This window comes from Actinocorallia populi, assembly GCF_002995495.1.
Lineage (GTDB): Bacteria > Actinomycetota > Actinomycetes > Streptosporangiales > Streptosporangiaceae > Actinocorallia > Actinocorallia populi.
Genome location: NZ_PVZV01000002.1, coordinates 747,000 through 770,845 on the forward strand (window position 1 = coordinate 747,000; position 23,846 = coordinate 770,845).

The 23,846-nt window shown below is 73.3% G+C and carries 19 protein-coding genes; 12 read left to right on the forward strand and 7 right to left on the reverse strand.

Annotation, left to right across the window (positions count from 1 at the left end):
- Nucleotides 1–143: 143 nt before the first annotated feature.
- The 3 genes from C2865_RS10490 to C2865_RS10500 all read right to left on the reverse strand — a co-directional run bounded on the left by C2865_RS10490 (nt 144) and on the right by C2865_RS10500 (nt 2,440).
- Complete coding sequence (locus C2865_RS10490) at nt 144–317, reverse strand: hypothetical protein (protein ID WP_157963651.1); 174 nt, start codon at nt 315–317, stop codon at nt 144–146.
- Nucleotides 318–474: 157 nt separating this feature from the next.
- A complete protein-coding gene (locus tag C2865_RS10495) occupies nt 475–1,005 on the reverse strand; it encodes a GNAT family N-acetyltransferase (RefSeq protein WP_106398157.1) in 531 nt (176 codons plus the stop codon).
- Between the two features lie 19 nt (nt 1,006–1,024).
- Nucleotides 1,025–2,440 (reverse strand): aminotransferase-like domain-containing protein, encoded by a 1,416-nt coding sequence (locus C2865_RS10500; RefSeq protein ID WP_106398158.1) that lies wholly within the window; start codon nt 2,438–2,440, stop codon nt 1,025–1,027.
- Here C2865_RS10500 and C2865_RS10505 point away from each other — a divergent pair.
- From C2865_RS10505 to C2865_RS10555, 11 genes are all read left to right on the forward strand, one after another.
- A complete protein-coding gene (locus C2865_RS10505) occupies nt 2,439–3,365 on the forward strand; it encodes a DMT family transporter (protein ID WP_106398159.1) in 927 nt (308 codons plus the stop codon). The two genes, C2865_RS10500 and C2865_RS10505, sit on opposite strands and share 2 nt — an antisense overlap.
- Before the next feature lie 83 nt (nt 3,366–3,448).
- Nucleotides 3,449–5,023, forward strand: a complete 1,575-nt coding sequence (locus tag C2865_RS10510) for an MFS transporter (protein ID WP_106398160.1) — start codon at nt 3,449–3,451, stop codon at nt 5,021–5,023.
- Complete coding sequence (locus C2865_RS10515; RefSeq protein WP_106398161.1) at nt 5,020–5,877, forward strand: 1,4-dihydroxy-2-naphthoate polyprenyltransferase; 858 nt, start codon at nt 5,020–5,022, stop codon at nt 5,875–5,877. The genes C2865_RS10510 and C2865_RS10515 overlap by 4 nt, the downstream gene beginning before the upstream one ends.
- A 59-nt stretch (nt 5,878–5,936) precedes the next feature.
- Complete coding sequence (locus C2865_RS10520) at nt 5,937–6,629, forward strand: Crp/Fnr family transcriptional regulator (protein WP_106398162.1); 693 nt, start codon at nt 5,937–5,939, stop codon at nt 6,627–6,629.
- A gap of 80 nt (nt 6,630–6,709) precedes the next feature.
- Entirely contained in the window at nt 6,710–9,289 is a 2,580-nt protein-coding gene (locus tag C2865_RS10525; protein ID WP_106398163.1) for an FtsK/SpoIIIE family DNA translocase, read from the forward strand.
- Nucleotides 9,290–9,370: 81 nt separating this feature from the next.
- Complete coding sequence (locus tag C2865_RS10530) at nt 9,371–10,150, forward strand: helix-turn-helix domain-containing protein (protein WP_106398679.1); 780 nt, start codon at nt 9,371–9,373, stop codon at nt 10,148–10,150.
- 58 nt (nt 10,151–10,208) lie between these two features.
- Entirely contained in the window at nt 10,209–11,624 is a 1,416-nt protein-coding gene (gene rimO, locus C2865_RS10535; RefSeq protein WP_106398164.1) for a 30S ribosomal protein S12 methylthiotransferase RimO, read from the forward strand.
- On the forward strand, nt 11,621–12,178 hold the full coding sequence (gene pgsA, locus C2865_RS10540) for a CDP-diacylglycerol--glycerol-3-phosphate 3-phosphatidyltransferase (protein WP_198653147.1): 558 nt from the start codon (nt 11,621–11,623) through the stop codon (nt 12,176–12,178). Before rimO ends, pgsA begins: the two co-directional genes overlap by 4 nt.
- A 5-nt stretch (nt 12,179–12,183) precedes the next feature.
- Complete coding sequence (locus C2865_RS10545; RefSeq protein WP_106398165.1) at nt 12,184–13,461, forward strand: CinA family nicotinamide mononucleotide deamidase-related protein; 1,278 nt, start codon at nt 12,184–12,186, stop codon at nt 13,459–13,461.
- 113 nt (nt 13,462–13,574) lie between these two features.
- The gene (locus C2865_RS10550) at nt 13,575–13,943 is read left to right on the forward strand and encodes a helix-turn-helix domain-containing protein (protein ID WP_106398681.1); all 369 of its coding nucleotides are present in this window, start codon (nt 13,575–13,577) and stop codon (nt 13,941–13,943) included.
- 112 nt (nt 13,944–14,055) lie between these two features.
- A complete protein-coding gene (locus tag C2865_RS10555; protein WP_106398166.1) occupies nt 14,056–14,520 on the forward strand; it encodes a Dps family protein in 465 nt (154 codons plus the stop codon).
- A gap of 137 nt (nt 14,521–14,657) precedes the next feature.
- Here the strand turns inward: C2865_RS10555 and C2865_RS10560 are convergent, their stop codons facing one another.
- Complete coding sequence (locus C2865_RS10560) at nt 14,658–15,140, reverse strand: RrF2 family transcriptional regulator (RefSeq protein ID WP_106398167.1); 483 nt, start codon at nt 15,138–15,140, stop codon at nt 14,658–14,660.
- Between the two features lie 196 nt (nt 15,141–15,336).
- On the opposite strand from C2865_RS10560, the gene C2865_RS10565 reads away from it, so the two are divergent.
- Nucleotides 15,337–16,527, forward strand: coding sequence for an ROK family transcriptional regulator (locus tag C2865_RS10565; protein WP_106398168.1), 1,191 nt, complete (start codon nt 15,337–15,339; stop codon nt 16,525–16,527).
- 441 nt (nt 16,528–16,968) lie between these two features.
- Here C2865_RS10565 and C2865_RS41380 read toward each other — a convergent pair whose 3' ends face one another.
- The 3 genes from C2865_RS41380 to C2865_RS10575 form a co-directional block, all read right to left on the reverse strand.
- Nucleotides 16,969–17,100, reverse strand: coding sequence for a hypothetical protein (locus tag C2865_RS41380; RefSeq protein WP_269802706.1), 132 nt, complete (start codon nt 17,098–17,100; stop codon nt 16,969–16,971).
- A 159-nt stretch (nt 17,101–17,259) separates the two neighbouring features.
- Nucleotides 17,260–22,530 carry an Lhr family helicase gene (locus tag C2865_RS40645; protein WP_106398169.1) on the reverse strand — a complete coding sequence of 1,757 codons (5,271 nt, stop codon included), beginning with the start codon at nt 22,528–22,530 and terminating at the stop codon, nt 17,260–17,262.
- Between the two features lie 365 nt (nt 22,531–22,895).
- Nucleotides 22,896–23,477 (reverse strand): regulatory protein RecX, encoded by a 582-nt coding sequence (locus C2865_RS10575; protein ID WP_198653149.1) that lies wholly within the window; start codon nt 23,475–23,477, stop codon nt 22,896–22,898.
- Nucleotides 23,478–23,846: the final 369 nt, after the last annotated feature.

Sequence of the window (23,846 nt, forward strand, 5' to 3'; positions counted from 1 at the left end):
GTGTCCCGCCCCGATCGGGGGCAGGGAGCCGAGACGCCATTCCGATCCGCGCTCGGGGGTACGGGGATCGAAATGGCGTCATTCCGTCATCGCGACCGGCGAATCCCGTGTTACGCGGTTTCTGGGTTTCTTCGCCCGAGCGGTCAGGAGAGGGGCTCGGCCAGCTCGGCCAGCCTGGCCCGCAGCTCCGCCAGATGCGGGGTGCGCACCAGCTCGTTGCCCCGCACGGCCCACCAGTGGCCGGATCCGCCCCGGCCGATGCGCCAGCCGGAGAACTCCGCGTGCAGGTCGGCCAGCGTCCGCCGTGCGTTCTCCATCTTCATTCGTCCTCTCTGCGCACCACAACCGGGGTCCCCTGATGCTCACCGCTTCGGGGGCGGTTCGGCAATCCCCTTCCCACCTGCGGAGACGGGAAAAAGGGAACGTGACAAAGCGGGTGGCCGAACGGAGTGATTCTGCTTACCTCCCGACTTCTCAGACCAGCGAGGTGTGCATGCGGACCATCTCCACCGGCCGTTCCAGCGCCAGGGTGCGCCGCGCGCCGTCGGGCTCCCACCCGGCCGGCTCCAGGAAGGAGCGCAGCGCGGTGTCCTGGCTGAAGACCCAGGTGACGGCCGTGCTGAAGGAGTGCTCGCGCAGCAGGTCGACCACCGCGGCCAGCAGCCGGCTGCCGTGGCCCTCGCGGGCGCGGGCCGGGTCGACGGCCAGGGTGACCAGCTCGGCGTCCGCCGCGGGGTCGAGGTCGGGGTCGGAGGCGGGCGCGAACGCGGCGAACCCGGTGACGAGGCCGTCGGCCACCGCGACCAGGAGCCGGTGGCGGGGGGAGGGCGGGGCGGTGACGGCCTCGGTCCAGCGCTCCCGCCAGGGCTCGGCCGACGCGGTCATCTCGGCCAGCGTCTCCGCGGGCATGAAGGGCCGGTAGGCGGCCTTCCAGGCCAGGACCTGGATCTCGGCCACCGCCGCCGTGTCGCTGAGGGTGGCGTCTCTGACGCCGACATCCGCCATGGGCGGCAACGCTACCCCCTCAGGAGGCGTCCCAGGACGGCAGGGACCGCAGGGCGCGCGCCAGCCTGCGCACCCCCTCGGCGAGGTCCTCGGCGGTCGGCGTGGCGTTGTAGCTCAGGCGCAGGCGCGGCGCGGGCGGCTCGGCCGGGTAGTAGGGCCGCCCGGCGCCGACGGTCACCCCGTGGGCGCGGGCGGCGTCGGCGAGCGCGACGTCGTCGGTGCCGCGGGGGAGCCCGACCCACATGTGCATGCCGCCCCCGGGCAGGGTGTCGGGCACGGCCTCCGGCAGGTGGACGGCCAGGGCCAGCGCCAGGGCGTCCCTGCGGGCGCGCAGCTCGGCGGAGACGGCACGCAGGTGCCGGGGCCAGGCCGGGGAGGTCACCAGCTCCAGCGCGGTCTCCTGGAGCGGCCTGGCCGGGTAGTACGAGTCCACCAGCTGGCAGGCGCGCAGCCGTTCGCCCACGGGCCCCCGCGCGGTGATCCCGGCGATCCGCAGGGACGGGACGGTGGCCTTGGTGAGGGAGGCCAGGTGCACCACGGTGCCGTGCGCGTCGTCGGCCGCCAGCGGGGGCGGCGGGGCGGCCAGGGCGAGGTGCCGGGCGAAGTCGTCCTCGATGACGAAGGCGCCGGCGGCCCGCGCGGCCGCCAGGACCGGGGCGCGGCGTCCGGGGGCCAGCACGGTGCCGGTGGGGTTGTGGAAGGTCGGCTGGCAGTAGAAGGCGCGGGCGCCGGTGCGGGCGAAGGCCTCGGCGAGCAGGTCGGGCCGCACCCCGTGCCGGTCCATGGGCACCGGCACCGGGCGCAGTCCGGCGGCCCGCGCCGCGGTGATCGCGCCCTGGTAGGTGGGGGACTCCACCAGCAGCGGCTCGCCGGGCCGCAGGACGGCGCGCAGCGTGATCGACAGGGCGGCCTGCCCGCCGCCGGCGACCAGCACGTCCGACGGCTCGGCTCCGACCGGCGCGGCGAACCAGGCGCGCAGCTCCGGCAGCCCGGCCAGCGGCGGCGCCTGCCAGGCGTAGGGACGGCGTGCTGCGCGGGCGCTGGCGGCGGCCAGCGCCCGCAGCGGCTGCAGAGCCAGGGGCAGGTAGCCGCCGGACAGCGCTATCGCGTCGGCCGGGGGCGGGGTGAGCAGGGCGGCCAGGGTCTCGGTGCCGCCCGGGCCCTCGCCGAGCGCCACCGACTGCCAGCTGAAGTCCGCGGGGCGGGCGGGGGCGCGGCGCGCGGCGTGCTCGCTGACGAAGGTGCCGCTGCCGGGGCGGGTGACCACCACGCCCTCGGCGGTGAGCAGAGCCAGGGCACGGGAAACGGTGACGGGACTGACGCGGTAGCGCTCGGTCAGCGCCCGGCTGGACGGCAAGCGCTCACCTGGCGAAAGACGCTGGGCATCGGCCCTGAGTCGCTGGGCGAGCAAGGCGATACTGCTATCCTTGTTCATGAGAGATAACGATAGCGCTACTGGAAACCGGCGAATAGCGCTCCTCCTCGCCTTTCTGGGCACCCTGGTGTTCTCCTTCACCCTCCCGGCCACCGTGCTGGCCCTGCGCGGCCTGGACCCGATGCTCATCGGAGTCGGCAGGGCCGCGCTGGCCGCGGTCCCGGCGGCGGGCGCGCTGCTGTGGGCCCGCGCCGCCCCGCCGCGGAACTGGAGGGCGTCGCTGATCGTCGGCCTGGGCGTCGTCGTCGCCTTCCCGGTGCTCTCGACCCTCGCCCTCTCCCACGGCTCGAGCGCCTCGCACTGCGCGGTGGTCATCGGGCTGCTGCCCGCCATGACCGCGATCATGGCGACGCTCCGCGCGGGGGAGCGGCCGTCCCGCGCCTTCTGGACGGCGGCGGGCAGCGGCGCCGCGTGCGTCACGCTGTTCACGCTCGTGCAGGGCGGGGGCGGCCTCACCACCGCCGACCTGCTGCTGCTGGGCGGCCTGGTGCTGTGCGGGCTCGGTTACGCCGAGGGCGGCCGCACGGCCAGGGAGATGCCGGCCTGGCAGGTGATCTGCTGGGCCCTGGTGCTGTACACGCCGCTGACCGTCCCGGTCACGGCCTGGCTGCTGGTCGACACGCAGCCGTCCTGGACCGCGGAGAGCCTCGCCGGGTTCGGGTACGTGTCGTTCTTCTCGATGTTCCTGGGCTTCTTCGCCTGGTACGCGGGCCTGGCCGGGGCCGGGATCGCCCGTGGCGGGCAGGTCCAGCTCGTCCAGCCGCTGCTCACCCTCGGCTGGTCCGCCCTCTTCCTGGGCGAGCACCTGGACGCGGTGACCGGGCTGGCCGCGCTGGCCGTCCTGGGGTGCGTGGCCTGGACCCAGCGGGCCCGCGGGGCGGGGGAACCGGAGCCGGCGCCGCGGGGGGAGCCGGCCCCCGCCTGAGGCAGGGGGGCGTGCCGACGCTGGAAGGAGCGGGTTTAGGCTTGCCGACGGTCCTCCCTCCCCTTTTCGTTCCCAGGATGCCTATGACTGCGCCCGTGACGGCCGACGCCCCGGCGGAACCGGCCGCCGAGCCGGGCCGGAGGCGGTGGCTCGGGCTGGCCGTGGTCAGCCTCGCGGTGTCGTTGATCATCGTGGACGCCACCATCGTCAGCGTCCTGCTGCCCGGCATGGTGGACGAGCTGGGGCTGCGTGCCACCCAGGCGGAGTGGGTCACCTCGATCTACTCGCTGGTGTTCGCGGCCCTGCTGATCTCGTTCGGGCGGCTGGCCGACCGGTTCGGCCGGCGCCGGATGCTCCTGCTGGGCACCGGATTGTTCGTGGTGGCCAGCATGGGCGCCGCCCTGGCCGCCGGGAGCGGCTCGCTGATCGCGGCGAGGGCGCTGCAGGGCGTCGGCGCCGCGATGATCATGCCCGCCACCCTCTCCACGGTCAACGCGCTGTTCCACGGCAGGGACAGGGCCGTGGCCTTCGGCGTCTGGGGCTCCATGATCGGCGGCATGGCCGCGGTCGGCCCGCTGCTGGGCGGCTGGCTGGCCACCTGGCAGGGGTGGCGCTGGGCGTTCCTGATCAACCTGCCACTGGGCGTGCTGCTGATCGCGGGCGCGCGCCGCTACGTCGCGGAGACCAGGGAGCCCGGCGAGGAGCGCGGCGGCCTGGACTGGGCCGGCGGCGCGCTGTCGGCGCTCGGCCTGGGCGCGCTGGTCTTCGCACTGATCGAGGGCCAGGCCTACGGCTGGTGGAGCCCCGCCGGGGACTTCGCAGGCTGGCCGGTCTCGGCGGGCCTGCGCCTGTCCCCGGTGCCGCTGGTGCTCGCCGCCGGAGTGCTGCTGCTGGCCGCCCTGGTGGTGGTGGAGCGCCGCAGGGCCCGCGCAGGCCTGTCGGTGATGCTCGATTTCGGATTGTTCCGCATCGCCAGCTTCCGGCGCGGCAGCCTCGCCGCCTCGCTCATCAGCGTCGGCGAACTGGGCCTGCTGTTCGTGCTGCCGCTGTTCCTGCAGGGCGCGCACGGGGACTCCCCGCTGCAGATCTGCGTGGCGATCCTCCCGCTGGCCCTCGGCTCGTTCCTCTCCGGCGGGCTGGCCTCCCGGCTGTCGCCGCGGATCGGCGCGCACCGGGTCGTGCAGTACGGCATGGCCGCCGAGGTCGCCGCCGTCCTGGCGATCGGCCTGACCGTGCACGCGAGCACGACCGGGTTCGCGCTGGCACCCTGGATGCTCCTGTACGGGCTGGGCCTCGGCCTGACCTCGGCGCAGCTGACCAGCGTGTCCCTGTCGGAGGTGCCGCAGGCCAGCGCGGGCCAGGCGTCCGGCACCCAGTCCACCGCCCGCCAGGTCGGCAGCGCCCTGGGCATCGCGCTGATCGGGACGGTCTTCGCGACCAGTCTCGGCCACGTCATGCGGGAACGTTCCGGGGACGAGGCCGCCGCCCGGGAGCTGCAGCACAGCATCGGATCTGCGGTGGCGGACCTCGACCCGTCCCTGACGGCCGCCGCGGTGGAGAGCCTCGCGGTGGCGACCGGCCGCGCCGCCCTGGTGACCGCCGCTATCCTCGCGGTCGGATTGATCATGACCCTCCGCCTGCGCAAAAGAGAGATATGAAGCTTTGGATCGCCGGGGCGCGGCCCCGGACGCTGCCCGCCGCCGTCGTGCCCGTCGCCGTGGGGACCGGGCTGGCCGTGGGCGAGGGGCACCCGGTCTGGTGGCGGGCGGGGCTGGCGCTGTTCGTGGCGCTGATCCTGCAGGTCGGGGTGAACTACGCCAACGACTACAGCGACGGGGTCAAGGGCACCGACGCCGACCGGGTCGGGCCGATGCGGCTGGTGGGCTCGGGCGCCAAGCAGCCCCGGCAGGTGCTGGCCGCGGCGCTGGCCTGCTTCGCGCTGGCCGGCGCGGCAGGCCTGGTGCTGGCGGCCGCCACCACCTGGTGGCTCCTGCTGATCGGGGCCGCCGCGATCGCCGCGGCCTGGGGCTACACCGGCGGCTCGCGCCCGTACGGCTACCGGGCGCTGGGCGAGCTGTCGGTCTTCGTGTTCTTCGGGCTCGTGGCGGTGCTCGGCACGGTCTACGTCCAGCTCGAGAGGCTGCCCTGGACGGCCTGGGCGGCCGCCGTCCCGGTCGGGCTGCTGGCCTGCGCGATGCTGGTCGTCAACAACATCCGCGACCTGGACACCGACGCGATGACCGGCAAGCGCACCCTGGCGGTGGTGCTGGGCGACGTGCTCTCGCGGGTGCTCTACACCCTGTGCCTGGCGATCCCGTTCACCCTCGTGCTCGGGCTGGCCGTCGGCCGGCCGTGGGCGCTGCTGGCGCTGCTGGCCGCGCCGCTGTCGATCCGCCCGTCCCGGCGGGTGCTGGAAGGCGCGCATGGACCCGGCCTGATCGAGGTGCTGGGGGAGACGGGACGGCTGCAACTGGCCTTCGGCGCGCTGCTGACGGTCGGATTGGCCCTTTAGAAAATTTCAGTTTTGCGGATAATTGGATCCCCGCCGTTCTTTCCCTCGTCTGAAGGAATATGACCCCCGCCTCGAAGGGCCCGCGCGAAACCTTCTGGAGCAGCCTCGACCCCGCCGCCCGTGAGACCCTGGCGCGCGGCGGCCGCAGCCGCCGCTACCGCAAGGGCGACCACCTGTGCCTGCAGGGGGAGCCCCCGGAGCAGGTGCTCATCCTGGAGCGGGGCTGGACCAAGATCTGCGTCGGCGACAGCGAGGGCAGGGAGCGGGTGATCGCCGTACGCGGCCCCGGCGAGCTGCTGGGGGAGACCGGCCTGATCACCGACTCGCCCCGGACGGCCACCGTCACCGCCCTGCACCAGCTGTCCGCCCTGGTGGTGCCGCGCCAGCGGTTCCGCGCCTTCCTCAACGACAACCCCGACGCCTGGCCGAAGGTCTACCAGACCCTCAGCCGCCGGCTGGCCCAGTCCGACGAGCGCATCCTGTCGCTGGGCAGCCACGTGGGGGCCGGTCGCCTCGCGTTGTTCCTGCTGCGGCTGGCCGAGCAGAGCGGCCTGCCCGACCCCGAGGGCGGGATCGCGCTGCCGCCGCTGTCGCAGACCGAGCTGGGCAGCTGCGTGGACGTCTCCCGCGAGACGGTCGCGCGGGCCATGCGCGCCTGGCGGGAGCAGGACCTCATCCGCAACAGCTGGCGGCGGACCGTGCTGCTGGACCCCGAGGGGCTGCGCCGGCACGCGAAGCACTTCATGATCTAGCTGAAACCCTGATATCCCGGACGACACGCCCGTCCGTTTTGTTCTTGGTTGCTCTTGTGCCTCGGGTTACGCTCGACGGCATGGCCTCACGTGCGTCCGGAGGTACCCGGAACTCCTCGCGTGGCGGGGCTTCCAAGCGTCCCTCCAAAGGCTCCGCGCAGCGTCGTCCCGCCCCGAGGAAACCCGCCCCCGCCCGCAGGCGGCCGCCCGCGCGGCGGTCCGGGCCCGATCCGATCAGCACGATGTTCCTGGGGTTCTTCCGGATGTTCGGCGGGCTGTGGATGCTCTTCGCCCGCGGCGTCGGATCGGTGTTCCGCGCCTACGGCGACGGCGCGCGCGACCTGGACGAGGAGCACCGCCGCGACGGTCTCGGCCTGACCCTGCTCGGCGTGGCGATCGTGCTGGCCTCGGTGCTGTGGTGGACGCCGAACGGCTGGTTCACCCGGGCGCTGGAGATGGTGGTGCGCGGCGGGCTCGGCAGGTTCGCCATGGTGCTGCCGATCTGCCTGGTGCTCCTGGCCTGGGGCGTGCTGCGCTACCCCGAGCGCCACGACGACACCGGCCGGATCGCGATCGGCTCCAGTGCGCTGTTCCTGGGCATCGCGGGGATCGTGCACATCGCGCTGGGCACGCCCTCCCCGCGCTCGGAGATGGCCCTGGTGCGGGACGCGGGCGGGGTGCTGGGCTGGCTGGTCTCCGCCCCGCTGGAGATCATCCTCTCGGCGTGGGTGGCGGTGCCGCTGCTGCTGCTCGTGGCGTTCTTCGGGCTGCTCGTGGTGACCAAGACGCCGGTGCACCGCATCCCGGACCGGTGCCAGGAGCTGCTGCACCTGACGATGCTCAAGGAGCGGCCCGAGACCGGCGAGCCCGAGGGGTCCGCCGAAGGCGGCAAGAGCGACAAGGCTGACAAGGGCGACAAGCCGAAGAAGAAAAAGAAGCAGCGCCCCGCCCCGGCCGAACCCGGCGAGGAGGAGTTCTCCGTCGGGGAGCACACCCGGCCCTACGACACCCCGGTGGTCGAGCCCCCCGAGCGCACCCGCGAACTCGCCGACGACCTCTTCGGCGAGCCCGCGCCGCCCGTCCTGGAGGACGCGGAGGCGGCGGCCGCGGCCGCCCCGACCGAACCCGACGTCCCGGCCGTTCCCGACCCCACCCCCGCGCCGCGCCGTGCCGAGCAGCTGCCGCTGGAGTCCGGCGACGGGGTCTACGAGCTGCCCGCCCCCGGGCTGCTGCGGCCCGGCTCGGCCCTCAAACCGCGCACCAAGGCCAACGACACGGTCGTCGACGCGCTCACCGGGGTGCTGGAGCAGTTCGACGTGGACGCCCAGGTGACCGGGTTCACCCGGGGGCCGACGATCACCCGCTACGAGATCGAGCTGGGTCCGGCGGTCAAGGTCGAGAAGGTCATCGCGCTGTCCAAGAACATCTCGTACGCGGTCAAGAGCCAGGATGTGCGGATCATCTCCCCGATCCCGGGCAAGTCCGCGATCGGGGTGGAGATCCCCAACACCGACAAGGACCTGGTGTCGCTGGGGGACGTGCTGCGCTCCCAGGTGGCCCAGACCGACGGGCATCCGATGCTGGTGGGATTGGGCAAGGACGTCGAGGGCCGCACGGTGGTGGCGAACCTGGCGAAGATGCCGCACATCCTCATCGCGGGTGCCACGGGCGCGGGCAAGTCGACGTGCATCAACGGCCTGATCACCTCGATCCTCATGCGGGCCACGCCGGATGAGGTGCGGTTGATCCTGGTCGACCCCAAGCGGGTGGAGCTGTCGTCGTACGCGGGCATCCCGCATCTGATCACGCCGATCATCACCAATCCGAAGAAGGCGGCCGAGGCGCTGGGCTGGGTCGTCGGCGAGATGGACCGCCGTTACGACGATCTGGCGGCGTCGGGGTTCCGGCACATCGACGACTTCAACAAGGCGGTCCGTGCGGGCAAGGTCACCGCTCCGCCGGGCAGCGAGCGCGTCTACACGCCGTATCCGTACCTGCTGGTGATCGTGGACGAGCTGGCCGACCTGATGATGGTCGCCCCGCGCGACGTGGAGGACCACGTCGTGCGGATCACGCAGCTGGCCCGTGCCGCGGGCATCCATCTGGTGCTGGCCACGCAGCGGCCGTCGGTGGACGTCGTCACGGGCCTCATCAAGGCGAACGTGCCCTCGCGGCTGGCGTTCGCGACCTCGTCGCTGGCCGACAGCCGGGTGATCCTCGACCAGCCCGGTGCCGAGAAGCTGGTCGGGCAGGGCGACGCGCTGTTCCTGCCGATGGGCGCCTCCAAGCCGATGCGGCTGCAGAACGCCTACGTCTCCGAGAAGGAGATCGCGGGGATCGTCGACCACTGCAAGACGCAGATGGAGGCGCGGTACACCGAGGAGGTCCAGGGCGAGGCCGCGCCGCGCAAGGAGGTCGACGAGGAGATCGGCGACGACCTCGAACTGCTGATGCAGGCGATCGAACTGGTCGTCTCCACCCAGTTCGGGTCGACCTCGATGCTGCAGCGCAAACTCAGGGTCGGTTTCGCCAAGGCGGGACGTTTGATGGACCTGATGGAGAGCAGGAACATCGTGGGTCCCTCCGAGGGCTCGAAGGCCCGGGACGTCCTGGTCAAGCCGGAAGACCTGCCAGAGGTCCTGGGCGCGCTCAATTCGTGATCAACTCATCGGCGTTGCGTATCGCCGGAGAAGAACCCGTTTTCTAGACTTGGCTCCAACGATATGGCGGCGGAGGCTTTCATGAGCATTGGTGAGACCCTGGCGCAGGCGCGCCGCGAGTCAGGACTCACCACGAAGCAGGTCAGCGAGCGCACCCGCATCCGCGAGACGGTGATCCGACGGATCGAGCAGGACGACTACTCGCTGTGCGGCGGCAACTTCTACGCGCGCGGCCACATCCGCAGCATCGCCAAGATGCTCGGCGTCGACTCCGACCCGTTGATACGCGAGTATGACGAGAATCATGGCGGCGCGCCCGGGGCGCTGGCCGTCGCCACGGCCTTCGAGCCCGAGCAGCCCCTGCGGTTCCGGGAGCGGCGCACCCCGAACTGGAGCGCGGCGATGGCCGGCACGCTCGTCCTGGTGCTGATCTACGGCGTCTTCCAGGTCTTCAGCGGCGAGGACGAGCGCAAGCCCGCCCCGGCGGCGCGCACCCCGGCGATCACGGCCGCGCCCGCCACCGCGACCGCCACGCCCGGCCACGGCGACGCCCACGCCCTGGGCCAGAACCCCCAGCAGCCGCCCGCCCAGGCCATCGGCGCGGACGAGGTCGTGGTGGCGGTCCGCGCCACCGAGCAGAGCTGGGTCAACGTCCGCGACGCCGCGGGCAAGGTGTTGTTCAGCGCGATGGTCCCCAAGGGCCAGCAGCGCGAGTGGCGGGCCGCCAAGCGCATGCGGGTGCTGATCGGCAACGCCGCCGGCGTGGTGCTCACCGTCAACGGCAAGGAGCTCGGGGTGCCCGGCGAGGACGGCCAGGTACTGCGCCTGACGTTCGTTCCGGGCAGCAGCGAGCCGGTCTGAGCCGATCTTCCGGGCGGCCGGGTCCTGGGCTGGGCCCGGCTCCCACTACCGTTAGACCATGCCCGAGTCCCGTACCGTGTCCCTGGTCACTCTCGGTTGCGCGCGCAACGAGACAGACTCAGAAGAGCTCGCCGCCAGGTTGGAGGCGTCCGGCTGGAAGCTGCAGGACGGCTCCGAAGGCGCCGACGTCGTCCTCGTCAACACCTGCGGGTTCATCGAGGCCGCGAAGAAGGACTCGATCGACACCCTGCTCGCCGCGCACGACACCGGCGCCAAGGTGGTGGCCGCCGGGTGCATGGCCGAACGGTACGGCGCCGAGCTGGCCGAGGCCCTGCCCGAGGCGGACTCGGTGCTCGGGTTCGACGACTACGGCCGGATCGGCGAGCGGCTGGACGACGTCCTGGCCGGGCGCGCGCACTCCGCGCACAAGCCCAGGGACCGCCGCACGCTGCTGCCGATCACCCCCGTGGACCGCTCCGCCGGGCACGTCCACGTGCCGGGCCACGGCATCCAGGACCTGCCCGAGGGCCTGGCGCCCGCCTCCGGGCCCCAGGTGCTGCGCAAGCGCCTGGGCGGCGGCCCCGTGGCGCCGCTGAAACTGGCGTCCGGCTGCGACCGGCGCTGCTCCTTCTGCGCGATCCCCGCCTTCCGCGGCTCCTACGTCTCCCGCAGGCCCGAGGACGTGCTGGCCGAGGCCGAGTGGCTGGCCCGGCACGACGTGCGCGAGATCGTCCTGGTCAGCGAGAACTCCACCTCCTACGGCAAGGACCTGGGCGACCTGCGCCTGCTGGAGAAGCTGCTGCCGCAGCTGGCCGAGGTCATGGACGTGGTGCGGGTCAGCTACCTGCAGCCGGCCGAGCTGCGCCCGTCCCTCATCGAGACCATCGCCGGCACCCCCGGTGTCACGCCCTACTTCGACCTGTCCTTCCAGCACGCCAGCGGGCCGGTGCTGCGCCGGATGCGCCGCTTCGGCGACCCGGCGCGCTTCCTCGACCTGCTGGAGCGCATCCGGACGCTGGCCCCCGAGGCGGGCGTGCGCTCGAACTTCATCGTCGGCTTCCCCGGCGAGACCGAGGGGCAGCTGGCCGAGCTCACCGGCTTCCTGGAGGCCGCCCGGCTGGACGCGATCGGCGTCTTCGGCTACTCCGACGAGGACGGCACCGAGGCGGCGGACCTGGACGGCAAGGTCGACCAGGACGAGGTGGACCGGCGGCTGGCCGAGGTCTCCGAGCTGGCCGAGGAGCTCACCGCCCAGCGCGCCGAGGAGCGCGTCGGCACCGCGATGACCGTCCTGGTGGAGCGGGAGCTGGAGCCCGGCCTCTGGGAGGGCCGCGGCTTCCACCAGGCGCCCGAGGTCGACGGCTGCACCCTCGTGCGCGGGGCGGGCCTTGCGGCGGGCGCGCTGGTCGAGGCCGAGATCGTCGAGAGCGAGGGCGTCGACCTGGTCGGCGAGGCGACGGGGCCGGCTCGGTGACAGCCGAGCAGGCACGGCAGGCGTCGAACCTCAACCCCGCCAACGTGCTGACGGTGCTGCGCATCGCGCTCGTCCCGCCCTTCTTCCTCATCCTCGTGCTGGGGGAGGGGGACGGCTGGCGGCTGACGGCGCTGCTGCTGTTCGTGGTGGCGGCCTTCACCGACCTGGCCGACGGGCGGATCGCGCGCAGCCGCGCCGAGGTCACCACCTTCGGCAAGATCGTCGACCCGATCGCCGACAAGCTGCTCACCGGGGCGGCGCTGGTCGGGTTGTCGCTGAACGGCGAGCTCACCTGGTGGGCCACCGTGGTCATCCTGCTGCGGGAGATCCCGGTGACCGTGCACCGGCTGGTGCTGCTGCGCCGCAACGTGGTGGTGGCGGCCGAGCGGCTGGGCAAGTACAAGGCGGCCCTGCAGATGCTGGCGATCTTCGTCTACCTGCTGCCGGTCCGCCTCGACCCGCTCAACGGGATCCTCATGGGCGCCGCGGTGGCGGCGACCATCGTCTCGGGCGCGGAGTACCTGAACGGACGGCGCCGGGCGGCACTAGGCTGAGAGCCGTGCGAGCCGAACTACTGACCGTCGGGGACGAGATCCTCATCGGCGACATCGTCAACGGCAACGCGGCATGGCTGGGCAGGGAGCTGACCGCCGCGGGCGTGGAGGTGGGCCGCAGCACCGTCGTGGGCGACACGCTGGAGGCGATCACCGGCGCCCTCACGGCCGCGCTGGCCGCCGCGGACGTGGTGATCGTCACCGGGGGGCTCGGCCCGACCTCCGACGACCGCACCAGGGACGCCCTGGCCGCCCTGGCCCAAGTGCCGCTGGTGCGCGACGAGACGCTGGCCGGGCTGATCCGCGACCGTGTCGAGCGCAGCGGCCTGCGGCTGCGGCCGATGTCGTTGCGGATGGCCGACGTCCCCGAGGGCGCGACCATGCTGCCCAACCCCGCGGGGACGGCGCCCGGGCTGCGGATGGAGCTGCCGGGCGGGACGGTCTACGCGCTGCCGGGCGTGCCGAGCGAGATGCAGGCGATCATGGCGGTGTCGGTGCTGCCGGAGCTGGCCGACGGCGACGCGGCCCCGGCCGTCCTGACGCTGCGCACGGCCGGGGTCTGGGAGACGGTGCTGGCGACCAGGCTGGCCCCGGTGGAGGCGCTGGAGGAGGTCTCGCTGGCCTTCCTCCCCTCGCCCTCGGAGGTCGCGGTGCGCCTCACCGCGGACACCTCCTCGGCGCTGGACAAGGCGGTGCTCATGGCCAGGGAGCTGCTGGGCACCGTCATGTACGGGACGGGCGAGCAGTCGCTGGCGTCGGTGGTGCACGAGCTGCTGGCGGCGCGCGAGCGCACCGTCGCGGTGGCCGAGAGCCTCACCGGAGGGCTGCTGGGAGCCGAACTGACGTACGTGCCGGGCTCCTCGGAGACCTTCGCGGGCGGGGTGACCGCCTACGAGACACGGTTGAAGCACGAGCTTCTCGGGGTCTCAGCGAGTCTCCTGGAGGAGCGGGGCGCGGTCGACCCGCAAGTCGCCGTCCAGATGGCCGAGGGCGCCAGGGAGCGCCTGGGGGCCTTCTACGGGTTGGGCGTCACCGGGGTGGCCGGACCGGGTTCCCAGGATGGAAAGCCGGTCGGAACTGTACATATCGGCATTTCTGGGCCGGAAGGAAGCAGGTCCTTCACCCCGGTCCTGCCGCTGCCCCCGGACCTCACCCAGGCACGCGCCAATATCCGGCGCATGACCGTTGTACAGGCCTTGGACCTGCTACGACACGAGATTTTGGGGGTTGCAATGGTCCGCCAATGGGAAGAGGATCAAGAAGATCGGGAAGGTTTGACCTGATTGCAGCGTTACGTTCGCAGCGAACACGATTTCCCGGCTCTGCCAAGCCCACGGTGGAGACGGGTACGGTGGGAACAGGTCAGATGGTCCGCACGATGGGGAGGGAGCGAGCGATGGTCCTGCTTCGCCAGCTGCTGGGGGACGTTCTGCGGCAGCTCCGGCTGCGCCAGGGTCGCACCCTCCGTGAGGTGTCCGCCGCGGCCAGGGTGTCGCTGGGATACCTTTCAGAGGTGGAACGAGGGCAGAAGGAAGCGTCTTCCGAGCTGCTCGCGGCGATCTGCAAGGCGCTGGGTGTGCCGTTGTCCCATGTACTACGAGAAGTCTCCGATCTGCTGGCGCTCGCCGAACTGCAGGCCGAGCCGGTCATGGCCGGCGCTCCGCAGCGTGAGCGCATCTCCGAGACCATCCCGGCCTCACCGGTACCCGACTCGCCCGAAGCGATCGCCGGTGACGCCTTCCGGGGGGACATGGTCGCGGCGTGACCCTTTCCACAACCCGTACAGGGTTGGGAGGGGATGAGATGGGTTATCCCATTTGTTACAGAGAAGTGACGCGAGAGCCGCCGAACTGAGATGTGACACGGGAGGATCCGCCATGGCCGTTGTGAAGAGCCCGCTCACCGATGAGGTCCGCACTGTCGTCGGACAGGCCCTGCAGGGCTCCCTGGTCGACCTGATCGATCTGTCCCTGACCGCCAAGCAGGCGCACTGGAACGTGACAGGCCGTACGTTCAAGAGCGTCCACGAGCAGTTGGACGAGCTCACCACCACGGTCCGCGCCGCCTCGGACTCGGTCGCCGAGCGCGCCGTGATGATCGGCGTCAACCCGGACGGCCGGGTGCAGACCGTCGCGCACGAGACCTCGCTGCCGACCCTGGAGCCCGGCTGGCTGCCGGAGGACAAGGTGATCCACGCCATCGTGGACGCCCTGGCCGGCACGATCGCCCGCTTCCGCGAGCGCATCGACGCCGTCGAGGCCGATCAGGTCACCCAGGACCTGCTGATCTCGATCACCGCGCAGCTGGAGGAGCACCACTGGATGTTCTCCGTCCAGCGCTGACTCCTCGGCCAGAGGTCCGCACCGCACCCGGAGAGATCCGGCTTCCGCGCCCCGCACACCGGGGCGCGGCTTTTTCATGTACCGGCCCGTGAAAGGCCCGCCCGCGTCCCGGACGGCGCCGTCCGGGACACCGGGGCTCAGGCGAAGAAGACCGGCTTGGTCCACGCCTTGGGGTCCTCGGTGAGCTGCTGCACCGACTCGGGCAGCTCGCCGCGGGCGATGTGCGAGAGGGTGACCAGCTCCAGGATGGCGCGCTCGCTGGCGCGCAGCGCGATCCAGACCTCCTGCAGGGAGCGGGCCGCGCCGGCGTAGCCGACGTCCTCGGGGCGCTCGCCACGGACGCCCAGCAGCGGGCCGTCGATGGCCCTGATGATGTCGGCGAGCGAGATCTCGTCGGCGGAGCGGGCCAGCCAGTAGCCCCCGTCGGGGCCCCGCTGGCTGCGGATGATCCCCGACCGGCGCAGCTGGCCGAGGATGTTCTCCAGGAACTTCGGTGGGATCTGCTGGGCTTCGGCGAGCTGCACCGCCGTCACCGGGTGCCCCCCCGTGGAAGCCTCGGCGGCGGAGGCGAGCTCGGCGGCCGCACGCAGCGCGTAATCAACCCTGGCAGACAGACGCATGCTGTAAGTATCCCTCTCCCCGGGGACCGCTTTCACCACCACCCCGATAGGACGTCCCGGTTAAGTCGACCCGCTGGCCTTTGTACCGGTCCATGGCCGATCCCGGCCGGAGACCCGGCACTTTTCCCGTGACGCGGATCTCCCGGCGCGGGGAGTGGCCGCCCCGGCGCCCCCGGACCCCCTAGAGTGCCGGAACATGGCGAGACGTCCGGGCACCCCCCGCCTGCTGCGCGAACTCAACGACAAGGCGGCTCTGGAGCTGCTGATCGACGAAGGGCCCCTGACGCGGGCGCAGATCGGGGCGCGCACGGGGCTGTCCAAGGTGACGGCCTCCCAGCTGCTGGCCCGGCTGGAGCAGCGCGGCCTGGTGGAGATGGTCGGCGAGCGGGCCGGAGGGCGCGGGCCCAACGCCGCGGTCTACGGCGTGGTGCCCGCCAGCGCCTACGTCGCCGGGCTCGAGATGGGGCCGCAGGAGGTGATCGCGGGGGTCGCCGACATCACGGGAACGGTCGGCGCGCGGATCACCGTGGCGTTCTCCGAGTCCGACGACCCCGTCGAAGTGATCCGCAAGGCGGTGGCCGGGGCGTGCCGCGCGGCGAAGGCGGCGCGGCTGCGGACCCTGGTGATCGGCACCCCCGGGCTGGTGGACCCCCGCACCGGTGACGTGCGCTTCGCGTTCGACCTCTCCTCGTGGCACGAAGGCGCGGCCGCGCGGCTGAGCCGCGACCTCGACACCCGGGTGGTCATCGAGAACGACGTGAACCTGGTGGCCGTCGCCGAGCACGCCCACGGGGCCGCCCGCGACGCGGGGGACTTCGCCCTCCTGTGGATCGACCGCGGCATCGGGCTGGCCATCATGATCGACGGGCGCCTGCACCGCGGCGTCTCCGGCGGCGCCGGCGAACTCGGCTACCTCCCCGTGCCCGGCGTACCCCTGCCCGGCACCGTCACCGAGTCCCGCGCCCACGGCGCCCCCACCCTGGCGGGAGGCTTCGGCGCCCTGGCCGGCGCCGATGCGCTCGGAGACCTGGCGAGCTCCCACGGCTACGCGGGCCTCCCGCTGGAGGAGGCCGTACGCCGGGCGTCCGCCGACCCCGCCGCGCCCGGCGCCTCGCCCTTCCTGGACGCCCTGGCCGCCCGCCTGGCCCTGGGCGCCGCCGCCGTCACCACCGTCCTGGACCCCGGCCTGATCGTCCTGTCCGGCTCCCTCGGCACCGCCGGCGGCCCCGCCCTGGCCGAACGCGTCGAACGCTCCGTGGCCCGCCTGTGCCCCACCCGCCCCCGCCTCATCCCCGGAGCCCTCACCACCGACCCCGTCCTCCAGGGCGCCCTCCACACCGCCCTCACCCTGACCAGGGAAGAGGTCTTCTCCAGCACCACGGACTGACCCCCGCGGCCGCGAGACCCACGGTCAGCGGACCCGGCAACGCGGGGTCTTGCGCGCAGCCGTCGGCACCGCCGTCCGGCCTCGCCTCCCGGGAAACCATGGCGAGCGGGCCCGGCAACGCGGGTCCTTGCATGCAGCCGTCGGCACCGCGGACGGCCTCGCAGCCCGGGAAACCACGTAGAGCGGACCCGGTAGTGCAGATCTTTGTGTGTGGCAGTCGGCGTCGCGGACGGCCTCGCCGCCTGCGGGGCTTCAGGTTCTGCGGGTGGGGCGGTGAGGGTCTTCGCGTGAGGATGCGGGTTCGCGGATCGACGCCCGCGGTCGCGTGGAAGGTCTGCGGCGCGGGGCGGTCGAAGGTCCTCGTGCGGGGTGGGGACGCGTTCCGGGATGGGTTTCGCGGCCGGAGGCGGTGTGCTCGGGCCCCGGTGTGCGGGGCCCGGCTCAGCTCTCGGAGGCCTCGTCCTTCGTGGCGGGCGAACGGCGGGGATCGGTCTGGGCGCGGTCACGCAGGGTCTGGCTGATCACCAGGCGCTTGCGTCGCTGGGCGATGGCCCAACGGGCGGTCGAGGTCATGGGCGGCTCCCGGTCGACGGGCGGTTCATCAGAACCAACCCCGTGATGGCCTCCACTGTTCCACGTGCCGGCGGGGAACTCATCGCCCGCGAGAACGATCCCGCCGGGACGCCCTCCGCCCTGGGGACGACCACCCTGCGGAGGAGCCGTGCCCCGGCCTCAACGCCGCAGCCGCACCCCCCGGGGCGTCGGGTGGAAACCGGCCTCCTCCAGGAGGCGGCCCAGGGGCGAGCCCGTGACCGGCTCGCCGTCGGCGCGTTCCACGGTGACCTGGTCGAGCACGCCCTCCCGCACGGCGCGCACCAGTGCCCGCGTCCCGGCTCGCCAGCCGTCCTCGTTCCAGGTCAGCAGGGTCCTGCCTCCGCGTTCGGCGTAGAACGTCAGCGCGCCGTCCACCAGGACCACGAACGCCCCCGCCTTCCGACCGGGCCGGTGCCCGCCCCGGCCCTCCGGCCAGCCGAGTGCCGCCCCGTACGGGTTGGCCGGATCCTCCGCGGCCAGCACGACTCCCGCTTCCTCTCCTTCCGGAGAGGCCCGCAGGGAGCGCAGCAGGTCGACGGCCTCGGGCAGCGCGAACTGCGCGGCTCCCAGCCCCGCGACGAAATACCCGCGCCGGCAGTGCCCGCCCTCCTCCTGAGCCCGCAGCACCGGATAGAGCCCGGCGAACCCGCCCGGCACCCGCTCGGCCGCGACGGCCCCGCGGAGGACGATCCCGTACCGCTGCAGAAGCACCTCGCTCAGCGCGTGCGCCCGTCGCGTGGGGTCGTCGTCCGGTGCGGGGACCAGCCACCACCGTCCCGCCGCCGCAGGCGGAACGGTCCGCACGGGCAGGACCGGCCGCCCCCTGCGCACCACCCGGGCCCGGGGCGCCGGACGCCCCGTCCCGGCAGCCGCCCGCACCGGGCCCAACGTGTCATTGGTCACCCGGCCGGCCCACACGAGCTCCCACAACGCTTCCAGGAGCTCCCGGTCCGCCGGTCCGGCGCCGCCCGCCGGCGGGACGGCCGCCACGGGAGCAGGAGCGGCAGATCCCAGGACGGAACGGACGCGTTCGGCGAGGGCGGGGAAGAAGAGGGCGGACCCGTCGGAGAGAACGGACAGGAGTGCCTGGTGGAGGGGGGCACGAGGGCCCGGCGGGAGCTCGGCGGCCGGGGGAATGAGCAGGGACGCGGTGTCGGCGGGATGGAGGGAGACGCGTCCGCCACCGTTGGGAAGGGCGCCGCGACCCACCCAGAGGACCTCGCCGGAGGCGGTCAGCTCGTCCAGAAGGGCGGGCGCATAACCGGGGACGCGGGACGGGAGGATGAGGCTCTCCAGCGCCGAGACCGGCAGGGGGACGCCCTGGAGGCGCTCGACGGCCTCGTAGAGGGCGTCGGAGCCCCCGCGAAGGGCCCCGACCCCCTGCCAGCGGGGAAGGAGCCGGGCGAGCGCCTCCGGCGGGGAGGGCTCGACCTCGGCGCGAAGCCGGGCCAGGGAACGCCGCCGGAGCAGGCGAAGCACCTCAGAATCCACCCATTCCGGACCGGTACGTCCCGGTGTGAACTCGCCCTCGATGACGGACGGAAGCCGCGCCAGGACCTCCCGCACCACGGCGGCGCCCAGCCCGAGCCGGACCGCGGCGTCCGCCGTGGTGAAAGGCCCGTGCGTACGGGCGTACCGGGAGAGGAGGTCCCCCAGGGGATCGTCGCCGCCACCCGTCAGAAAGGGCTCGGGAACCCCCGAAGGCAACGAGACCCCCAGCGCGTCCCGAATCCGGGCGGCGTCCTCGACCGCGGCCCAGCGCTCGACCTCCCCCACCCGAACCCGGATCACCCGCCGCTCGTCCTCCAAAGCCGCCAACCACTCACCGACCGCGGATTCCCCCCGGAAAACCGCACCTCGCGGCAACACCACCCGCGCGCCGCCCGAATCCGCCCCCACCGGGCCGGTGCCCGCCCTGATCGGGCTGGTGTCTGCCCTGATCGGGCTGGTGTCTGCCTCGGTTGGGCTGGTGTCTGCCCCGACCGGGCTGGTGTCTGCCTTGGTTGGGCTGGTGTCCGCCTCGGTTGGGCTGGTGTCTGCCCCGACCGGGCTGGTGTCTGCCTTGGTTGGGCTGGTGTCCGCCTCGGTCGGACTGGCATCCGCCTCGGTCAGGCCGGTGTCCGCCTTGATCGGGCTGTTGTTCGGTCCGTTTTCCGGGGGGTCCGGTCTTCCGGTCGTTGAGGGCGGGACGGGAGGCGTTCGGTCGTGGTCCGTGCTCGACGGGTGTGTCGGCTGTGCGGTGTCCGGGGCCGGTTCGGCCTGGGGGGAGGCCGGGGCGAGGGTGCGGGCCTGGATCTCCGGCCGGGTCAGGGGGCCGAGGGCGCGGAGGAGGTCGGTCAGGGTGTCGGGATCGGTGGCGCGGCGGGAGGGGGTGAGGCGCTGGAGGTCGGCTTCGGTGCGGGCCAGGACGTCGGGGTCCAGGAGCTCGCGCAGGTCGCTGTGGCCGAGGAGCTCGGCGAGGAGGGACGGGTCCAGGGTGAGGGCCTGGGCCCTGCGTTCGGCGAGGGGGGAGTCGCCCTCGTACATGAAGGCAGCGACGTAGCGGAGCAGGAGCGACCGGGCGTAGGGGGAGGCGGTGGGTGTCTCCACCTCGGCGACGTGGACGGCGCCGGTGGACATGTCGCGCATCAGGGAGACGAGGCCGGGCACGTCGAAGACGTCCTGGAGGCACTCGCGGACCGTTTCCAGGACGATCGGGAAGTTCGGGTACTTCGCGGCGACGCTCAGCAGCTGGGAGGCGCGCTGGCGCTGCTGCCACAGCGGCATCCGGCGGCCCGGACGGTGCCGCGGGAGCAGCAGGGAGCGGGCCGCGCACTCGCGGAACCGGGAGGCGAACAGCGCGGACGAGCCGAGCTCGGCGACGACGAGCCGCTCGATCTCCTCCGGGTCGAACACGCACAGCTCCGCCGAGGGCGGGAGGCCGTCGGTGTCGGGAACGCGCAGGACGATCCCGTCGTCGGCGTGCATGGCCTGGGCGTCGAGGCCGAAACGCGCCCGCAGCCGCGCCGCGATCACCAGGGCCCAGGGCGCGTGGACGGGTGCTCCGTAGGGGGAGTGGACGACGAGCCGCCAGTCGCCCAGCTCGTCGCGGAAACGTTCGACGACCAGGGTGCGGTCGTCGGGGACGCGGCCCGTGGCCGCCCGCTGCCCGGCCAGATGGGAGAGCAGGCCGTCCGCGGCGTTCGCGTCGAGCCCGGCCGCCGCCGCGCGCTCCAGCGCCCGCTCGTCGTCGAGCGCGCCGAGCTCGCGGACGAAGGCGCCCAGGGCGCGGCCCAGCTCGGCGGGGCGCCCGGGGGAGTCGCCGTGCCAGAACGGCAGCCTGCCCGCCCGCCCCGCCGCGGGGGAGACCAGCACCCGGTCGGAGGTGATCTCCTCGATCCGCCACGAGCTGGCGCCGAGCACGAACACGTCGCCGACCCGGGACTCGTAGACCATCTCCTCGTCCAGCTCGCCGACCCGCGAGGAGTGCTCCCCGGCCAGGAAGATCCCGAACAGGCCGCGGTCGGGGATCGTCCCGCCGCTGATCACGGCGAGCCGCTGTGCGCCCCGGCGCGCCCGCAACATCCCGTTCCGGCGGTCCCACACCAGCCGGGGCCGCAACTCCCCGAACTCCTCGCCCGGATAGCGGCCCGCCAGCATGTCGAGCGTCGCCTCGTAGAGGGAGCGGGGCAGGTCCGCGAACGGCGCGGCCCGCCGGACCACCCGCTCCAGCTCGTCGACGTGCCACTCGTCCATCGCCGTCATGGCGATGATCTGCTGCGCCAGCACGTCCAGGGGGTTGCGCGGGTACCGCAGCGCCTCGATCAGCCCCGCCCGCATCCGCTCGGCCACCACCGCGGCCTGCACGAGATCGCCCTGGTGCGTGGGGAAGACCACGCCGCGGGACACCGCGCCCACCTGGTGCCCGGCCCGCCCCACCCGCTGCAGCCCGCTCGCCACCGACGGCGGCGACTCCACCTGGACCACCAGGTCGATCGCCCCCATGTCGATCCCCAGCTCCAGGCTGGACGTCGCCACCACCGCCGGCAGCCGCCCCTCCTTGAGCGCCCCCTCGATCTCCGCCCGCTCCTCCTTCGACACCGACCCGTGGTGCGCCCGGACCACCACCCCGCCCTCGCCCGCCCTCGACAGGATCGGCGTCCGGTCCCCGGGCGACCGCCCGGTCTCGGGCCGCTTCTCTCCTGGGGCGGGTCTGTGGTGCGGCCGGGCTGCTTTTCCGTCCTGGGCGGGGCTCGGCGTCTGATTTTCGGGCGGCCGCCTGGTCTCGGGCCGCTTCTCTCCTGGGGCGGGTCTGGGGTGCGCTTGGGCTGCTTTTCCGTCTTGGGCTGGGGCTGGTGTCTGGTCTTGGGAAGGCCGCCCGGTCTCGGGCTGCTTCTCCTCCGATGCGGGCTCGGGCGGGACCCGGAGGGCGGCCCAGTCGGCGGCCAGGTCGGGCGGGAGGGGGCGGGAGGAGCCGGACTGGCCCATGAGGAGGGCGGGGGCGGGGGCGTCGGGGAGGGGGCCGTGGAGGTGTTCGGCGGCGAGTTCGTTGAGGCGGGTGCAGAGGCGTTCGGCGAGGCGGCGGCTGTTGGCGAAGACGAGGGTGGAGCGGTGGGAGGCGATGAGGGCCAGGACGCCCTCCTCGACGTGGGGCCACAGGGAGCGGCGGCGCGGGTCGGGGGTGTCGGGGAGGTCCGCCGCCGGGTCCGGGACGGGGACGGTGACGCGCAGGTCGAAGGTCTTGGCCGCGGGGGGCTGCACGACGGTGACGGGGGAGGCGCCGCCGAGGAACGCGGCGACCTCGTCCAGGGGGCGGACGGTGGCGGACAGGCCGACGCGCCGGGCGGGTGCGGGCAGCAGGGCGTCGAGGCGCTCCAGGGACAGGGCCAGATGGGCGCCGCGTTTGGTGGCGGCGACGGCGTGGACCTCGTCGACGATCACCGTCTCGACGCCGCGGAGCGACTCCCTGGCCCGGGACGTCAGCATGAGGAAGAGCGACTCGGGAGTGGTGATCAGGATGTCGGGCGGCCGGACGGCCAGCCGCCGCCGCTCGGCGGCGGGGGTGTCGCCGGAGCGCACGCCGACCTGGATCTCCGGTTCCGGCAGGCCCAGCCGGCGGGAGGCCGCGCGGATGCCGGCCAAGGGCGCGCGGAGATTGCGCTCGACGTCCACGGCCAGCGCCTTCAGCGGCGAGACGTACAGGACGCGGCAGCGGCGCTCCGGCTCGGCGGGCGGTGCGGCGGCCAGCCTGTCCAGCGACCACAGGAACGCCGCGAGCGTCTTGCCCGAGCCGGTGGGAGCCACCACCAGCGTGTGCTCTCCCCGTGCGATCGCCTGCCACGCGCCCGCCTGAGCGGCCGTCGGCTCTCCGAACGTCCCGCCGAACCACTCCCGCGTCGCCGCTGAGAACTCTTCCATCACCCTTCCCATGGTGCCTCTCCCCACCGACAGAACCTCCACCTGTCCCATGGGGTCGGGCAGCCGGGGCGGATCCGCCCCCGGCGAAGAAGGCATGGTGAAGAGGCCACAGGCTCCGCAGGCCCCGGTAAGCCGAAGGCGCGCGGCGGCACCGCCAACGGGTCGTCGAAGAGATCACCGTGACATCACGGCGTGCTTTTCGCGGCCTGGTAGAGCTCCGCTTGCCGAGGCGGCCACCGTGGCACGGCATGCCGCAGGCTTCGGCGGGCCGGAGGCGCATGCGGGGGGGCCGCCGAAGGCCGGAGGGCATCGTCAACGAGGCGATTGTCGATGAGGCCGCGTCAGCAGGAGTCCGCCGGCGTCCGGGCGGAGGCGGGTCAGTCGTCGGAGAAGTCGGGTTCGTCGGTGTCGGCGGAGGCGTCGGCCAGGACGTCCTTGACGACGCGGTACGCCAGGCCGGGGGAGTAGCCCTTGCGGGCGAGCATGCCGACGAGGCGGCGGACGCGCTTTTCGTGGTCGAGGGAGCGCATCGTGTGGAGCTTGCGGGACACCAGGTCGCGGGCGGCCTCCTCGAGGTCCTCGGGCTGGAGCTCGGCGACCGCTTCCTTGATCGTCTCGTCGGCGACGCCGCGGCGGCGCAGCTCGGCCGAGAGCGCGCGCGGCGCCAGGCCCTTGCCGGTGTGGCGGGAGCGCACCCAGGCCTGCGCGAAGGCCTCGTCGTCGATCAGGCCGACCTCGGTGAAGCGTCCCAGCACCTGCTCGGAGACCTCGTCGGGGATGTCCTTGCGGGCCAGCGCCTCGGCGAGCTGCGCCCGGGTCTTGGGCGAGAGCGCCAGCAGCCGCAGGCAGACCTCCCGTGCTGCGGCCTCGGGGTCGGCGGGCGGCCGCGGGGCGGTACCCTCCCCGCCCTCCCCGGCGCCTTCCGCCCTCCGTGCACGACTACGCGGACGACCGGCCATATGAGTCTCCTCTTCTCCTGCGAACCGCTCGGACACTGCGGAAACTCGAGTACTCCGGAAAACGGCCTCCCCACGGACGGCCACGGCCGCGGGACGGCCAGGCCCACCGGCGGGGCCACGCGGTTCCGGCCGCACGGCGGTCATGATCGCCTCGGCGACGGTCTCCCGCCGGGCGGTGGGGAACACCGGCGGGCCCGCATGCCGAACCAGGGGACCGGGAACAGCCCACCGTTCGGCTCCGCCGAACCGGGAGCGGCTGACCGCGGCCTCTCGGGCCGGGACGGCAGACCACCAGGCTCCGCTGAACCGGTGACGGCCGACGGCTCTCGTTCTCGCCGGGCATGCCTCGCCGTCCGGCTCCGCTGAGCC

What these genes read in the sequence shown, in the direction of transcription:
- C2865_RS10515 (WP_106398161.1), top strand. Translation starts at nt 5,020, where the DNA reads ATGAAGCTTTGGATCGCCGGGGCGCGGCCCCGGACGCTGCCCGCCGCC.
- C2865_RS10520 (WP_106398162.1), top strand. Translation starts at nt 5,937, where the DNA reads ATGACCCCCGCCTCGAAGGGCCCGCGCGAAACCTTCTGGAGCAGCCTC.
- C2865_RS10510 (WP_106398160.1), top strand. Translation starts at nt 3,449, where the DNA reads ATGACTGCGCCCGTGACGGCCGACGCCCCGGCGGAACCGGCCGCCGAG.
- C2865_RS10525 (WP_106398163.1), top strand. Translation starts at nt 6,710, where the DNA reads ATGGCCTCACGTGCGTCCGGAGGTACCCGGAACTCCTCGCGTGGCGGG.
- C2865_RS10560 (WP_106398167.1), bottom strand. Translation starts at nt 15,140, where the DNA reads ATGCGTCTGTCTGCCAGGGTTGATTACGCGCTGCGTGCGGCCGCCGAG.
- C2865_RS10555 (WP_106398166.1), top strand. Translation starts at nt 14,056, where the DNA reads ATGGCCGTTGTGAAGAGCCCGCTCACCGATGAGGTCCGCACTGTCGTC.
- C2865_RS10490 (WP_157963651.1), bottom strand. Translation starts at nt 317, where the DNA reads ATGGAGAACGCACGGCGGACGCTGGCCGACCTGCACGCGGAGTTCTCC.
- C2865_RS10575 (WP_198653149.1), bottom strand. Translation starts at nt 23,477, where the DNA reads ATGGCCGGTCGTCCGCGTAGTCGTGCACGGAGGGCGGAAGGCGCCGGG.
- rimO (WP_106398164.1), top strand. Translation starts at nt 10,209, where the DNA reads ATGCCCGAGTCCCGTACCGTGTCCCTGGTCACTCTCGGTTGCGCGCGC.
- C2865_RS40645 (WP_106398169.1), bottom strand. Translation starts at nt 22,530, where the DNA reads ATGGGAAGGGTGATGGAAGAGTTCTCAGCGGCGACGCGGGAGTGGTTC.
- C2865_RS41380 (WP_269802706.1), bottom strand. Translation starts at nt 17,100, where the DNA reads ATGACCTCGACCGCCCGTTGGGCCATCGCCCAGCGACGCAAGCGCCTG.
- C2865_RS10530 (WP_106398679.1), top strand. Translation starts at nt 9,371, where the DNA reads ATGAGCATTGGTGAGACCCTGGCGCAGGCGCGCCGCGAGTCAGGACTC.
- C2865_RS10495 (WP_106398157.1), bottom strand. Translation starts at nt 1,005, where the DNA reads ATGGCGGATGTCGGCGTCAGAGACGCCACCCTCAGCGACACGGCGGCG.
- C2865_RS10550 (WP_106398681.1), top strand. Translation starts at nt 13,575, where the DNA reads ATGGTCCTGCTTCGCCAGCTGCTGGGGGACGTTCTGCGGCAGCTCCGG.
- C2865_RS10565 (WP_106398168.1), top strand. Translation starts at nt 15,337, where the DNA reads ATGGCGAGACGTCCGGGCACCCCCCGCCTGCTGCGCGAACTCAACGAC.
- C2865_RS10505 (WP_106398159.1), top strand. Translation starts at nt 2,439, where the DNA reads ATGAGAGATAACGATAGCGCTACTGGAAACCGGCGAATAGCGCTCCTC.
- C2865_RS10500 (WP_106398158.1), bottom strand. Translation starts at nt 2,440, where the DNA reads ATGAACAAGGATAGCAGTATCGCCTTGCTCGCCCAGCGACTCAGGGCC.